The organism is Enterobacter wuhouensis, assembly GCF_035835995.1.
GTDB lineage: Bacteria > Pseudomonadota > Gammaproteobacteria > Enterobacterales > Enterobacteriaceae > Enterobacter > Enterobacter wuhouensis.
In genome coordinates, this window is sequence record NZ_CP142124.1 from 903,121 (window position 1) to 917,265 (window position 14,145).

Annotated in this window: 12 protein-coding genes; 7 read left to right on the forward strand and 5 right to left on the reverse strand. The window is 56.3% G+C overall.

Annotated elements, in window-relative coordinates:
• Positions 1-786 precede the first annotated feature (786 nt).
• Positions 787-3,384 (forward strand): bifunctional aconitate hydratase 2/2-methylisocitrate dehydratase, encoded by a 2,598-nt coding sequence (gene acnB / locus VPX56_RS04350; RefSeq protein WP_131633923.1) that lies wholly within the window; start codon positions 787-789, stop codon positions 3,382-3,384.
• 185 nt (positions 3,385-3,569) lie between these two features.
• Positions 3,570-3,932, forward strand: coding sequence for a protein YacL (yacL, locus tag VPX56_RS04355; RefSeq protein ID WP_126545086.1), 363 nt, complete (start codon positions 3,570-3,572; stop codon positions 3,930-3,932).
• 31 nt (positions 3,933-3,963) lie between these two features.
• On the opposite strand, the gene speD is transcribed toward yacL, so the two are convergent.
• From speD to VPX56_RS04370, 3 genes are all read right to left on the reverse strand, one after another.
• On the reverse strand, positions 3,964-4,758 hold the full coding sequence (speD, locus tag VPX56_RS04360; RefSeq protein ID WP_263610042.1) for an adenosylmethionine decarboxylase: 795 nt from the start codon (positions 4,756-4,758) through the stop codon (positions 3,964-3,966).
• Complete coding sequence (gene speE, locus VPX56_RS04365; RefSeq protein WP_131633921.1) at positions 4,759-5,628, reverse strand: polyamine aminopropyltransferase; 870 nt, start codon at positions 5,626-5,628, stop codon at positions 4,759-4,761. It abuts the gene before it with no gap.
• A 100-nt stretch (positions 5,629-5,728) separates the two neighbouring features.
• The gene (locus VPX56_RS04370; protein WP_014882582.1) at positions 5,729-6,076 is read right to left on the reverse strand and encodes a YacC family pilotin-like protein; all 348 of its coding nucleotides are present in this window, start codon (positions 6,074-6,076) and stop codon (positions 5,729-5,731) included.
• 145 nt (positions 6,077-6,221) lie between these two features.
• Here VPX56_RS04370 and cueO point away from each other — a divergent pair, with 145 nt between their 5' ends.
• Positions 6,222-7,781 carry a multicopper oxidase CueO gene (cueO, locus tag VPX56_RS04375; protein ID WP_326470111.1) on the forward strand — a complete coding sequence of 520 codons (1,560 nt, stop codon included), beginning with the start codon at positions 6,222-6,224 and terminating at the stop codon, positions 7,779-7,781.
• A gap of 85 nt (positions 7,782-7,866) precedes the next feature.
• Here the strand turns inward: cueO and VPX56_RS04380 are convergent, their stop codons facing one another.
• Positions 7,867-10,257 (reverse strand): glucose/quinate/shikimate family membrane-bound PQQ-dependent dehydrogenase, encoded by a 2,391-nt coding sequence (locus VPX56_RS04380; protein ID WP_131633919.1) that lies wholly within the window; start codon positions 10,255-10,257, stop codon positions 7,867-7,869.
• A gap of 207 nt (positions 10,258-10,464) precedes the next feature.
• On the opposite strand from VPX56_RS04380, the gene hpt reads away from it, so the two are divergent.
• The gene (hpt, locus tag VPX56_RS04385) at positions 10,465-11,001 is read left to right on the forward strand and encodes a hypoxanthine phosphoribosyltransferase (RefSeq protein ID WP_165500707.1); all 537 of its coding nucleotides are present in this window, start codon (positions 10,465-10,467) and stop codon (positions 10,999-11,001) included.
• An 87-nt stretch (positions 11,002-11,088) separates the two neighbouring features.
• Here hpt and can read toward each other — a convergent pair whose 3' ends face one another.
• Positions 11,089-11,751, reverse strand: a complete 663-nt coding sequence (gene can / locus VPX56_RS04390) for a carbonate dehydratase (RefSeq protein WP_131633917.1) — start codon at positions 11,749-11,751, stop codon at positions 11,089-11,091.
• Positions 11,752-11,858: 107 nt separating this feature from the next.
• Between can and VPX56_RS04395 the strand changes: the two genes are divergently transcribed.
• From VPX56_RS04395 to VPX56_RS04405, 3 genes are all read left to right on the forward strand, one after another.
• Positions 11,859-12,785, forward strand: a complete 927-nt coding sequence (locus VPX56_RS04395; RefSeq protein WP_131633916.1) for an ABC transporter ATP-binding protein — start codon at positions 11,859-11,861, stop codon at positions 12,783-12,785.
• Entirely contained in the window at positions 12,782-13,552 is a 771-nt protein-coding gene (locus tag VPX56_RS04400; RefSeq protein WP_131633915.1) for an ABC transporter permease, read from the forward strand. Before VPX56_RS04395 ends, VPX56_RS04400 begins: the two co-directional genes overlap by 4 nt.
• Before the next feature lie 104 nt (positions 13,553-13,656).
• On the forward strand, positions 13,657-14,097 hold the full coding sequence (locus VPX56_RS04405; RefSeq protein WP_131633914.1) for a PTS sugar transporter subunit IIA: 441 nt from the start codon (positions 13,657-13,659) through the stop codon (positions 14,095-14,097).
• The last annotated feature ends 48 nt before the right edge of the window (positions 14,098-14,145 follow it).

Genomic DNA, 14,145 nt, shown 5'->3' on the forward strand with positions numbered 1-14,145 from the left:
TCCGGATAAAGAGTGTGTGCATTTATTACACAATTATACCTGCTGGCCGAAAAGCCGTAGGACATTCAGAAGGCCGCTCTTGCGAGCGGCCAGCAGCTAGTTGCCGAGGTTAACAACAAACAGCACCGTGATGTCGGATATGTTCCAGCCACCGTGCAGTGCGGTTAGCAGTAAACCGGTCACAATGATCAGCGCAGTGATTCGCATCTCCATTGCGTGCGTTCCTGTACAGGCTACGCGGGTTCATTCTCCACCGGGAAAGGCAGAACCAGGCAAATTGGGGTTTTGCCACGTAGGTTACGGAACTGCTCCCGGGCCCGGTGACTGGTTGCTACACCAGCGAAGCAGGCCGAGAAAAAGAGTAGTAGTTTCAAAGGATCTTAAGAAGGGTAAAAATGCATTTACATAAGCTTTCATCCAAAATGGGAAGGCGCTGCGCAGAATAAAAAAATCACCTTGCAAGTCGATAGGATGGAGAGCAAAATTCGCTGAGTTGGGGTTTTGCCGCAAAACTGCCAGCCCGGTGTGCTACCACCGTAAGGCAACAAATTAACCGCTATCAGGCGGTTTTTTTGTACCTTAAATTTGCCTCGTCCCCGCGCTATACCATCCTTAACGATTCAGCAAATTATTTAATGTTGCTTTTTTGTAAACGGATTAACACTGTGCAGAAATCCTGCTATGCTGCCCGACGCGGTATCGGGCATTTACCCTACAAACTGCTGTCTCACAGGAGCGTGAAGAGAACGCCGGCCGCATATGACAATGAGAGCGAGGAGAACCGTCGTGCTAGAAGAATACCGTAAGCACGTAGCAGAACGTGCCGCCGAGGGAATTGTACCCAAACCTTTAGATGCAACCCAAATGGCCGCGCTCGTCGAGCTGCTGAAGAACCCGCCTAAGGGCGAAGAAGAATTCCTGTTAGATCTGTTGATCAACCGCGTACCGCCTGGCGTAGATGAAGCTGCCTACGTTAAAGCCGGATTCCTTGCCGCTATCGCCAAAGGCGAAGCCACCTCCCCGCTGGTTACTCCTGAAAAAGCGATTGAACTGCTCGGCACCATGCAGGGTGGTTACAACATTCATCCGCTGATTGACGCGCTGGACAATGAAAAGCTGGCGCCAATTGCCGCTAAAGCGCTCTCTACAACGCTGCTGATGTTCGATAACTTCTACGATGTAGAAGAGAAAGCCAAAGCGGGCAACGCTTACGCGAAGCAGGTGATGCAGGCGTGGGCAGATGCCGAATGGTTCCTGAACCGTCCTGAGCTGGCTGAAAAAATTACCGTTACCGTCTTCAAAGTGACCGGTGAAACCAACACCGATGACCTCTCTCCGGCGCCGGACGCGTGGTCTCGCCCGGATATCCCTCTGCACGCGCTGGCGATGCTGAAAAACGCCCGTGAAGGTATCGAGCCGGATCAGCCGGGCAGCGTTGGCCCGATCAAACAGATCGAAGCCCTGCAGAAAAAAGGTTACCCGCTGGCCTACGTGGGCGACGTTGTGGGTACCGGTTCTTCCCGTAAGTCCGCAACCAACTCCGTGCTGTGGTTCATGGGCGACGACATCCCTCACGTGCCGAACAAGCGCGGCGGTGGCCTGTGCCTGGGCGGCAAAATTGCCCCTATCTTCTTCAACACCATGGAAGATGCGGGCGCGCTGCCGATCGAGGTGGATGTATCCAACCTGAACATGGGCGACGTGATTGACGTTTACCCGTTCAAAGGCGAAGTGCGCAACCACGAAACCAACGAGCTGCTGGCAAGCTTCGAGCTGAAAACCGACGTGCTGATCGACGAAGTGCGCGCCGGTGGCCGTATCCCGCTGATCATCGGCCGTGGCCTGACCACCAAAGCGCGTGAAGCGCTGGGTCTGCCGCACTCCGACGTGTTCCGTCAGGCGAAAGACGTGGCGGAGAGCAGCCGCGGTTACTCGCTGGCGCAGAAAATGGTGGGCCGCGCGTGCGGCGTCGCCGGTATTCGTCCGGGCGCGTACTGCGAGCCTAAGATGACCTCCGTGGGCTCTCAGGATACCACCGGTCCAATGACCCGTGATGAGCTGAAAGACCTGGCGTGCCTGGGCTTCTCCTCTGACCTGGTAATGCAGTCCTTCTGCCACACGGCGGCGTATCCGAAGCCGGTTGACGTGACCACGCACCACACGCTACCTGACTTCATCATGAACCGCGGCGGCGTCTCTCTGCGTCCGGGTGACGGCGTCATCCACTCCTGGCTGAACCGTATGCTGCTGCCGGATACCGTGGGTACCGGCGGTGACTCTCACACCCGCTTCCCAATCGGTATTTCTTTCCCGGCGGGCTCCGGTCTGGTGGCGTTTGCTGCCGCGACCGGCGTGATGCCGCTGGATATGCCGGAATCGGTGCTGGTGCGCTTCAAAGGCAAAATGCAGCCGGGCATTACCCTGCGCGACCTGGTTCACGCGATCCCGCTGTATGCGATTAAACAGGGCCTGCTGACCGTTGAGAAGAAGGGCAAGAAAAACATCTTCTCTGGCCGCATTCTGGAGATTGAAGGTCTGCCGGATCTGAAGGTAGAGCAGGCGTTCGAGCTGACCGATGCCTCCGCCGAGCGTTCTGCTGCGGGCTGTACCATCAAGCTCAACCAGGCGCCGATTGAAGAGTACCTGACCTCCAACATCGTGCTGCTGAAGTGGATGATTGCGGAAGGCTACGGCGACCGTCGTACGCTGGAGCGTCGTATCCAGGGCATGGAAAAATGGCTGGCGGACCCGCAGCTGCTGGAAGCCGACGCCGACGCAGAATACGCGGCGGTGATCGACATCGATCTGGCGGACATCAAAGAGCCAATCCTGTGTGCGCCGAACGATCCGGACGACGCGCGTCCGCTGTCTGCGGTGCAGGGTGAGAAGATCGACGAAGTGTTCATCGGTTCCTGCATGACCAACATCGGCCACTTCCGCGCGGCCGGTAAGCTGCTGGATACCCATAAGGGCCAGCTGCCAACCCGCCTGTGGGTGGCGCCGCCAACCCGTATGGATGCGGCTCAGCTGACCGAAGAGGGCTACTACAGCGTGTTTGGTAAGAGCGGTGCGCGTATTGAAATCCCTGGCTGTTCCCTGTGCATGGGCAACCAGGCGCGCGTGGCCGACGGTGCGACGGTGGTGTCCACCTCAACCCGTAACTTCCCGAACCGTTTAGGTACCGGTGCGAACGTCTTCCTGGCCTCTGCGGAGCTGGCGGCGGTTGCGGCGCTGATTGGCAAACTGCCAACGCCGGAAGAGTACCAGACCTTTGTGGCTCAGGTGGATAAGACCGCGGTGGATACCTATCGCTATCTGAACTTCGACCAGCTCTCTCAGTACACCGAGAAGGCTGACGGGGTGATCTTCCAGACGGCAGTATAAAAAACGACCCCTCACCCTGGCCCTCTCCCCAAAGGGGAGAGGGCATATAACCCCCCTCGCCCCTTTGGGGAGAGGGGCTGGGGGTGAGGGGACATTTTTTTATTTTCATTCCTCCCACCTCTCACGCTTTTTTTCTTCCTCGCTGCTGCGATAATTACCCTAATGGCTTTGCAGAGGAAAACGCTATGGATTACGAATTTCTGCGCGACATCACCGGAGTGGTGAAAGTGCGTATGTCGATGGGCCACGAAGCCGTAGGACACTGGTTTAACGAAGAGGTGAAAGAGAATCTTGCGCTTCTTGATGAAGTTGAACAGGCGGCAGATACGGTGAAAGGCAGTGAGCGCTCCTGGCAGCGCGCCGGGCATGAATACACGCTGTGGATGGACGGCGAAGAGGTGATGGTCCGGGCCAATCAGCTTGAGTTTTCAGGTGACGAGATGGAAGAGGGGATGAGCTACTACGACGAAGAGAGCCTGTCGATGTGCGGCGTGGAAGACTTCCTTCAGGTAGTGAACGCATACCGCGATTTTATGAAACAGAAATAACAGACCGGAGCATCCCTGCTCCGGTTTGCTTTTACACGACCGGAATATTTCGGCCGTAGTAGATTTCGCGCATCTCTTTCCAGAGCAGGTCCGTGATGGCCTTACGCTCTTCTTCGCTCAGATCTTCCGGTTTGGTATGGAACATGTAGTGCTTCAGGTCGAATTCCTTGAGCAGCATCTTGGTGTGGAAGATGTTCTCCTGGTACACGTTCACGTCCATCATGTCGTACAGCGATTTCATGTCCTCAGACATAAAGTTCTGGATGGAGTTGATTTCGTGATCGATGAAATGCTTCATGCCGTTGATATCGCGGGTAAAACCGCGCACGCGATAATCAATCGTGACGATATCGGATTCCAGCTGGTGGATTAAATAGTTCAGCGCGTTCAGCGGCGAGATAACGCCGCAGGTCGACACCTCGATGTCGGCGCGGAACGTACACAGCCCGCCTTCCGGGTGGCTCTCCGGATAGGTGTGCACGCAGATATGGCTTTTATCCAGATGGGCGACCACCACTTCCGGCAGCGGGCCCGGATGCTCGGTTTTATCGATAAGCTTCGGATCGACCGGCTCTTCGCTCACCAGAATGGTGACGCTCGCGCCCTGTGGCTCATAGTCCTGACGGGCAATATTCAGAATATTGGCGCCGATGATCGAGCAGGTTTCTGACAGGATCTCCGTCAGGCGGTTGGCGTTGTAGAGTTCATCGATATAGGCGATGTAGCCATCGCGTTCTTCTGCCGTTTTGACGTAGCAGATATCGTAAATACAAAAACTCAGGCTTTTCGTCAGGTTGTTAAAGCCATGCAGTTTCAGCTTTTTCAATTAGCTCACCCCCTTTGAGGACAGTGCGTCTTGCAGATACTGCGGCAGGGCAAACGCGGCGGTATGCACGGCCGGGTTGTAATAGCGACATTTAAGGCCGGCCTGGTGGAAGCGCGCCTGAATGATTTCGGTCGAGAGGTGGCGAAGCACCTCGTTGTCGCTCGCCCAGGCAAAGGTCATGATACCGCCGTAATAGGTCGGGATCGCGGCCTGGTAGAAGCTGACGTCGCCAAAGTAGGTGCTCAGCTTGCGGTGGCTGTCGAGGGCTTCATCCTGCTGCAGGAAGCAGACCCCGTTTTGCGCGACGAAGATCCCGCCGGGATTCAGGCAGCGCTTACAGCCCTCGTAGAATGATGACGTAAACAGCGACGCGCCCGGGCCGATGGGATCGGTGCAGTCAGAGATAATCACATCGAAGGTTTGTGCGGTCTGGTTGACGAAATTGACGCCATCGTCGATAACGAGATTGAAGCGCGGATCGTCATAGCTGCCGGCGTTGTGGTTCGGCAGGTACTGGCGGCAGAACGAGACCACGCCCGCGTCAATTTCCACCATGGTGATGGTTTCGACGCTTTGGTGGCGAGAGACTTCGCGCAGCATCGCGCCGTCGCCGCCGCCGATGATCAGCACGTGCTTCGCGTGGCCGTGGGCCAGCAGCGGGACGTGGGTCATCATTTCGTGATAGATAAACTCGTCGCGCTCGGTGGTTTGCACCACGCCGTCCAGCGCCATCACGCGGCCAAAGGCGGCGTTCTCGAAGATTATCAGATCCTGATGATCGGTTTTCTCATGATAAAGCACGTTATCAACGGCAAAATACTGACCAAACTGGTCATGCAGCGTTTCTTGCCATACCGTTTTTTCGGTCATGGGCTGTCATCTCCTTCTTTAACATCTATGACATCCAGCAGAAGGGGCACAACACATCACCGCCGAAGCGGTTAAAGGGTCAACAAGGGCGTCGGGAAGGTTACTTCACGTAGGCGAGCAGGCTGAGTGAATCGCGTGCCAGCGCTTTGCATTTTTTTGCAGTGGGGATGCCAATACCGCTTAAGTCGCGATAGCTGTCTTCACCGAGCGCCTTCATGTCGAAGCTGTCGTAGTTGCTGAGATCCCATTGGTTCTGCTGGGCAAAAAAGACCAGTGCGCGGCGAATCTGCCCGTTGGGTAAATTCTGGTAGCCACAATCATTTTTCAGGAATACAAAAACTGCCGTCAAATCAGCCATATCTTCCGCTTCATTTTCACTTAGCGCATAGCTGTTCGCGCACATAGCCATCAGGCTGCCGAACAAAATTGTCCTGAAAAACGTCTTCATTGTTTCTACCACTGCATCACGGAAAATTAACGTTAGCATACTTGATGCCAGGCCGACGATCTTTATTATTGCCGCCGTGCTTGACCTTCCGGTAAGGGGAGGGTTTATGCTCAAAAGATCGCCGCCTGGAAATAAGGAAATGAACATGCAACGTCGTGAATTTTTAAAATATTCCGTTGCGCTGGGTGTTGCCAGCGCACTACCGCTGTGGAGCCGCGCGGCCTTTGCGGCCGACCGACCCGCCTTACCCATCCCCGATCTGCTCACCGCAGACGCCCGGAGCCGCATTCAGCTCGTTGTGCAGGCCGGTAAAACGACTTTTGGGGCCAATACCGCCACAACATGGGGCTATAACGGTAACCTTCTCGGCCCGGCGCTTCAGCTGCGCAAAGGGAAAGCGGTGACGGTGGATATTCATAACACGCTTGCCGACGAGACCACGCTGCACTGGCACGGCCTGGAAGTGCCGGGCGAGGTAGACGGCGGTCCGCAGGGCGTGATTAAACCCGGCGGCAAACGCAGCGTGACCTTCACGCCGGACCAGCGCGCGGCGACCTGCTGGTTCCACCCGCATCAGCATGGCAAAACGGGCCATCAGGTGGCGATGGGTCTGGCGGGACTGGTGCTGATTGAAGATGACGAAAGCCGCCTGCTGCGCCTGCCGAAACAGTGGGGCATCGACGATGTTCCAGTGATTGTGCAGGACAAGAAATTCAACGCTGACGGGCAAATTGACTATCAGCTGGACGTGATGAGTGCGGCGGTAGGCTGGTTTGGCGATACGCTGCTGACCAACGGCGCGATCTATCCGCAGCACGCCGCGCCGAAGGGCTGGCTGCGCCTGCGTCTGCTTAACGGCTGTAATGCCCGCTCCCTGAACTTTGCCGCCAGCGACAAACGCCCGCTCTACGTGGTGGCGAGCGACGGCGGCCTGCTGCCGGAGCCGGTGAAGGTGAGCGAGCTGCCGATGCTGATGGGCGAACGCTTCGAGGTGCTGGTGGACATCAGCGACGGCAAGCCGTTTGACCTTGTGGCCCTGCCGGTCAGCCAGATGGGGATGGCCGTTGCGCCGTTCGATAAACCGCATCCGGTGCTGCGTATTCAGCCTTTACTGGTGACCGCTTCCGGCACGCTGCCTGACACATTAACCACGCTTCCCGCTTTGCCTGCGCTTGACGGACTCACGCAGCGCAAGCTGCAGCTTTCCATGGACCCGATGCTCGACATGATGGGTATGCAGGCGCTGATGAAAAAATACGGCAACCAGGCCATGGCGGGGATGCACCACGGGCAAATGATGGGCCATATGAATATGGACCACGGCAAAATGGGCGGTATGGATCACGGCGGTCACGGCTTTGATTTCCACAACGCCAACCGGATCAACGGTAAAGCTTTCGATATGAACACGCCGATGTTTGCCGCCGCGAAGGGGCAGTTCGAACGCTGGGTCATTTCAGGCGAGGGCGACATGATGCTGCACCCGTTCCATATTCACGGCACCCAGTTCCGCATTCTTTCTGAGAACGGCAAAGCGCCGGATGCGCACCGCGCGGGCTGGAAGGACACGGTGAGGGTGGAAGGCGGCGTCAGCGAGGTGCTGGTGAAGTTTGACCACGACGCGCCGAAGGAGTTTGCCTACATGGCGCACTGCCATCTGCTGGAGCATGAGGATACGGGGATGATGCTGGGTTTTACCGTATAAAAAAAGCCGGGTGGCGGCTTCGCCTTACCCGGCCTACATAGGGCACCCGTAGGCCCGGTAAGCGCAGCGCCACCGGGCTTTTCAGTTACTTGTTTTCGTCAGGCAACGCATACGCGACGATGTAGTCGCCCATCTTCGTGCCAAACGAACCGTGACCACCCGCAGAGATGACAACGTACTGCTTGCCATTCACTTCATAGGTCATCGGCGTGGCCTGTCCACCGGCCGGCAGACGGCCCTGCCACAGTTTCTCTCCGTTGGTCATGTTGTACGCGCGCAGGTAGTTATCTGCGGTTGCCGCGATGAACAGCACGTTACCGGCGGTGGAGATTGGGCCACCCAGCATAGGCATACCCATATTGAACGGCACCGGAACCGGCATCGGGAACGGCATGCTGTCCTGTGGCGTACCAATACGTTTTTTCCACACGATCTGGTTGGTTTTCAGATCCAGACCGGAGATGTAACCCCAGGCAGGCTGTTTACACGGCAGACCAAACGGAGACAGGAACGGGTTCAGCGTCACGCCATACGGAACGCCGTACTGCGGCTGGATGCCGGCTTCGGTACCGCTGCCTTTCGCGTCTTTCGGCTGCTCCATTGGGTTGCCGGGACCGCGCGGGATCAGGCGGGAAACGAACGGCAGCGCCATCGGGTTAGCAATCGCCACCTGACGGTTAGGGTCGACGGAGATACCGCCCCACTCGAACATCCCCAGGTTACCCGGGAAGACCAGCGTGCCCTGCTCTGACGGCGGCGTGAAGATGCCTTCGTAGCGCAGCTGGTGGAACATCACGCGGCACACCAGCTGGTCAAACATGGTGGCACCCCACATGTCTGCACCGCTGAGGTCTTTCTTCGGACGGAAGCTCAGGTCAGAGAACGGCTGCGTTTTGCTGACGTAGTCGCCTTTTGCAGCACCCTGCGGAACCGGTTTTTCCGGTGCAGGCACAACCAGCTTACCGTTGCTGCGATCCAGCACGAAGATGTTGCCCGTCTTGGCCGGAGCGTAAATCACCGGAACGGTTTTGCCGTCAACGGTAATGTCCGCCAGCGTCGGCTGGGACGGCATATCCATATCCCACAGATCGTGGTGTACGGTCTGATAGCTCCACGCCAGCTTGCCGGTGGTCGCGTTCAGCGCCACGATAGCGCTCGCGTAACGCTCCTGCTCCGGCGTACGGTTACCGCCCCAGATATCCGGGGTGGTCACGCCCATCGGCAGGTAGACCAGGTCCAGCTTCGCGTCATACGCGGCCGGTGCCCAGGAGTTTGGCGAGTTAAAGGTAAAGGTGTGCTCGTCCGACGGGATCGCGTTTGGATCTTTCGCGCCCGGGTCAAAGGCCCACAGCAGTTTACCGGTGTTTACGTCGAAACCACGGATAACGCCGGAGGTTTCACGCGTGGAGAAGTTATCCGTTACCGAACCGGCAATCACGATGGTTTTATCGGTGATGATTGGCGGTGAGGTTGGCTCATACAGACCCGGCGTGGTGTCCGGCATGTTGGTCTGCAGGTTCAGGATACCTTTGTTGGCAAAGGTTTCGCACAGCTTGCCCGTTTCGGCGTTAATTGCGAACAGACGTCCATCGTTCACCGGCAGCATAATGCGGCGAGGGCAGTCGGCGATGACTTCCGGGCTGGCATTATCGGCGCGCGCTTCGTGGTAAGAGACGCCGCGGCAGGTGACGTGCTGGAAGGACGGGTTGGAGTTCAGCTGTGGATCGAAGTGCCATTTCTCTTTACCGGTGGCCGCGTCGAGCGCGAACAGACGCTGGTGCGCCGTACACAGATAAAGCATGTCGCCAACCTTAATCGGCGTCACTTCGTTAGTCAGCTCGCCCGGATCGTTCGGCATTTTCAGGTCGCCGGTGCGGAATACCCAGGCTTCCTTCAGGTTTTTAACGTTGTCCGCGTTGATCTGCTTCAGCGGAGAGTAGCGTTGACCTTCCTGATTACGACCATACGCAGGCCAGTCGCCGTCCGCTACCTGAGAGATAGCTGCAGCTGGCGTGGATTCTGCGTTCAGCGTACCGTTGATCTCCTGCGGGTCGTTAAAACCGGCCCAGGTCAGAATGCCGCCGGTTATCAGCAGGGCCACAACCAGGCCCGCAACAGCACCGCTGGACGGCACGATCAGGCGACGCCAGACGAACGGCAGGATCAGCCAGATGCCAAAGAAGACCAGGATGTCGCTGCGAGGCGTCAGTGCCCAGAAGTCGAACCCGACTTCCCAGACGCCCCAGATCATAGTGGCAAGGAGGAGAGCGGCATACAGCCACAGCGCGGATTGTTTTCTACGCAACAGCAGAACGGTTACGGCAACCATAACCAGACCCGCAATCGGGTAGTACCAGGAGCCGCCTAAAGCGACCAGCCAGACGCCACCGATCAACAAATACAGCGCGCAGAAGGCTGCGAACGCGGCTGTTAATGTCACCAGTAAACGCGGCTGCTTAGTTTTTGTTTCAGCCATAGAAAGTGTACTCGTCAGTTTTGTTAATTATTTGCTAGCAACTAATTATAGGTATTAACAAGTGTGATCGGAATCACAAAATTTGCTTTTTATAACTCATACGCCAGGGTTATCCATTTGCTGTTATAATGGCTGGCTTGCGTATCGATGCCGGAAATACATTCACCTGCATTGAGAGATTTTCATTAAAATCATATGGTTAGTAATATGAAACATACTGTTGAAGTGATGATCCCGGAAGCCGAGATCAAAGCGCGTATCGCCGAACTGGGTCGTCAAATCACCGAACATTACAAGGACAGCGGTAGCGAAATGGTGCTGGTTGGTCTGTTGCGTGGCTCTTTCATGTTCATGGCAGACCTGTGCCGTGAAGTGCAGGTGTCCCATGAGGTCGACTTTATGACCGCCTCCAGCTACGGCAGCGGCATGTCCACAACCCGTGATGTGAAAATCCTGAAAGATCTGGATGAAGATATTCGTGGCAAAGATGTGTTGATCGTGGAGGACATCATCGACTCCGGCAACACGCTCTCTAAAGTGCGCGAGATCCTGAGCCTGCGTCAGCCTAAATCGCTGGCGATTTGCACCCTGCTGGATAAGCCAGAGCGCCGTGAAGTGCAGGTGCCGGTGGAGTTCGTGGGCTTCTCGATTCCGGACGAATTCGTCGTCGGCTACGGCATTGATTACGCGCAGCGTTATCGTCATCTGCCGTATGTCGGAAAAGTAGTGATTCTGGACGAGTAGTGTCTTTGCCCGGTGGCGCTGCGCTTACCGGGCCTACATAGAGCACACCTGTAGGCCGGGTAAGGCGCAGCCGCCACCCGGCTTCGGTTATTTATGGTTCATATGCTTTAGCTTGAGGTTGGCAATGCCTGAACGGTAACGCTGCTCCAGCGTTTCGCGGTTGGTGGCGGTCACTTCCAGATTGCGCAGCAGGCCATCGTGAATACCGTACGCCCAGCCGTGGACCGACACTTTCTGCCCGCGCTTCCACGCCGATTGCATGATGGTAGAGTGGCCCAGGTTATACACCTGCTCCATCACGTTCAGCTCGCACAGCGTGTCCATTCGACGCTCCTGCGGCATTTCGCCCAGCAGTGAGCTATGTTTGAACCAGATATCGCGGATGTGTAGCAGCCAGTTATCGATTAACCCCAGCTCCGGGTTTTCGACCGCCGCCTGTACGCCGCCGCAGCCGTAGTGTCCGCAAATGATGATGTGCTCGACTTCCAGCACGTCAACGGCATACTGAACGACAGAAAGGCAGTTGAGATCGGTATGAATGACAAGGTTGGCAACGTTACGGTGAACAAAGAGTTCGCCAGGCTCAAGACCGGTCAGGCGTTCTGCCGGTACGCGGCTATCGGAACATCCAATCCATAGAAAGCGCGGGTTCTGCGCTTGCGCCAGTTTCCCGAAAAATCCGGGGTCTTCTTCAACCAGCATCTTTGACCATAGTGCATTGTTGCTGATGAGTGTATCTATGTCATTCATGGACGTTAACGGCCTGTAACCAAGTAATTGCGTTGCGCTACTATAGGGTAACCCGACTTTTAATGAAACCACACAACGTGTGTCAGAACTATAGGTAAGTTTAATTCATGGCGATTGCACTTGAGCTTGAGCAGCTTAAAAAAACCTATCCGGGCGGCGTTCAGGCGCTGCGCGGGATAGATCTCAAAGTAGAGGCCGGTGATTTCTACGCGCTTCTGGGGCCGAACGGGGCAGGGAAATCCACTACAATCGGGATTATCAGTTCCCTGGTTAACAAGACGTCTGGCCGGGTAAGCGTGTTTGGCTACGACCTGCAAAAAGATGTGGTCAACGCCAAGCGCCAGCTGGGGCTGGTGCCGCAGGAGTTCAACTTTAACCCGTTCGAGACGGTGCAGCAGATCGTAGTTAACCAGGCGGGTTACTACGGCGTTGAACGTAAAGAGGCGCTTGAACGCAGCGAAAAATACCTCAAGCAGCTCGATCTTTGGGAAAAACGTAACGAACGTGCGCGGATGTTATCCGGCGGGATGAAGCGCCGCCTGATGATCGCCCGTGCGCTGATGCACGAGCCAAAATTGCTGATCCTCGATGAACCAACCGCGGGCGTGGATATCGAACTGCGTCGATCTATGTGGGGCTTCCTGAAGGATCTGAACGATAAAGGCACCACCATCATCCTGACCACCCACTATCTTGAAGAGGCTGAGATGCTGTGCCGCAACATCGGCATCATTCAGCACGGCGAGCTGGTGGAAAATACCTCGATGAAAAATCTGCTCTCCAAGCTGAAGTCAGAAACCTTCATCCTCGATCTGGCGGCGAAAAGCGCGCTGCCGAAGCTGGAAGGGTACAACTATCGTCTGGTCGATACCTCGACGCTTGAGGTGGAAGTGCTGCGCGAGCAGGGCGTTAACAGCGTCTTCTCACAGCTGAGCGCGCAGGGGATTCAGGTCTTAAGTATGCGTAACAAAGCGAACCGACTGGAAGAGCTGTTTGTCTCGCTGGTACATGAAAAACAAGGAGACAAGGCATGACGCATCTTTTCTGGGTGGCGCTGAAAAGCATCTGGGCGAAAGAGATTAACCGCTTTATGCGCATCTGGGTGCAAACCCTGGTGCCGCCGGTGATCACCATGACGCTCTACTTCATCATCTTCGGCAACCTGATTGGTTCCCGGATTGGTGAGATGCACGGCTTTACCTACATGCAATTTATCGTGCCGGGTCTGATCATGATGGCGGTGATCACCAACGCCTATGCCAACGTGGCGTCGTCGTTCTTTAGCGCCAAATTCCAGCGTAACATTGAAGAGCTGCTGGTTGCCCCGGTGCCGACGCACGTCATTATCGCGGGCTATGTCGGCGGCGGCGTGGCGCGCGGTTTGTGCGTAGGCATTCTGGTGACGGCGATTTCGCTGTTCTTCGTGCCGTTCCAGGTCCATTCGTGGCTGTTTGTCGCGCTGACGTTATTGCTCACCGCGATCCTGTTTTCGCTGGCGGGCCTGCTGAACGCGGTGTTTGCCAAAACGTTCGATGACATCAGCCTGATCCCGACCTTCGTGCTGACGCCGCTGACCTATCTGGGCGGGGTGTTCTACTCCCTGACGCTGCTGCCGCCGTTTTGGCAGGCGCTGTCGCACCTGAACCCCATTGTCTACATGATCAGCGGCTTCCGCTTTGGCTTCCTCGGCATTACCGATGTGCCCCTGTTCACCACGGTGGCGGTGCTGGTGGTGTTTATCATCGCCTTCTACCTGCTGTGCTGGTATCTGATCCAGCGCGGGCGTGGTTTACGCAGCTGATTTTCCGCCCGGTGACGTCCTGTTGCCGGGCACTTTTTTGACAGTTATCACCGTAAGCTAACCTTCACTCCGCTAAACTACTCGCCTGCTAAGGAGAGAGAGCTATGCTTGGATGGGTTATCACCTGCCACGATGAACATGCGCAGGACATGCTGGATAAGCTGGAAGCCAGATTTGGGCCGCTGCCGCAGTGCCGCGCGGTGAACTACTGGCGCGGTTTAAGCACCAATATGCTCAGCCGCATGATGTGCGATGCGCTGCATGAAACCGACACCGGCGATGGCGTTATCTTTCTGACCGATAAATCCGGCGCCGCGCCTTACCGTTCCGCCGCGCTGCTGAGCCACAAGCACGAAAACTGCGAGGTGATCTCGGGCATCAACTATGCGCTGCTGGAAGCGATGTACCCCCAACGCGAGACCTTAACCAGCGCTGAGTTTCGCAATACTCTCGTTGATATGCAGGTTCCGGGCGTCAGCAGCCTGTGGCACCAGCAACAGAAAAACCCACCTTTCGTTCTGCTCCATGATCTGTATAAGAATTAAACATTGGTATTGATGTCGCTTTTGCTACAATGGCGACTGATTTCCTGT

Coding starts and splice junctions, on each gene's coding strand:
- yacL (WP_126545086.1), top strand. CDS start 3,570: ATGGATTACGAATTTCTGCGCGACATCACCGGAGTGGTGAAAGTGCGT.
- VPX56_RS04400 (WP_131633915.1), top strand. CDS start 12,782: ATGACGCATCTTTTCTGGGTGGCGCTGAAAAGCATCTGGGCGAAAGAG.
- VPX56_RS04395 (WP_131633916.1), top strand. CDS start 11,859: ATGGCGATTGCACTTGAGCTTGAGCAGCTTAAAAAAACCTATCCGGGC.
- VPX56_RS04405 (WP_131633914.1), top strand. CDS start 13,657: ATGCTTGGATGGGTTATCACCTGCCACGATGAACATGCGCAGGACATG.
- speE (WP_131633921.1), bottom strand. CDS start 5,628: ATGACCGAAAAAACGGTATGGCAAGAAACGCTGCATGACCAGTTTGGT.
- can (WP_131633917.1), bottom strand. CDS start 11,751: ATGAATGACATAGATACACTCATCAGCAACAATGCACTATGGTCAAAG.
- hpt (WP_165500707.1), top strand. CDS start 10,465: ATGAAACATACTGTTGAAGTGATGATCCCGGAAGCCGAGATCAAAGCG.
- VPX56_RS04380 (WP_131633919.1), bottom strand. CDS start 10,257: ATGGCTGAAACAAAAACTAAGCAGCCGCGTTTACTGGTGACATTAACA.
- cueO (WP_326470111.1), top strand. CDS start 6,222: ATGCAACGTCGTGAATTTTTAAAATATTCCGTTGCGCTGGGTGTTGCC.
- VPX56_RS04370 (WP_014882582.1), bottom strand. CDS start 6,076: ATGAAGACGTTTTTCAGGACAATTTTGTTCGGCAGCCTGATGGCTATG.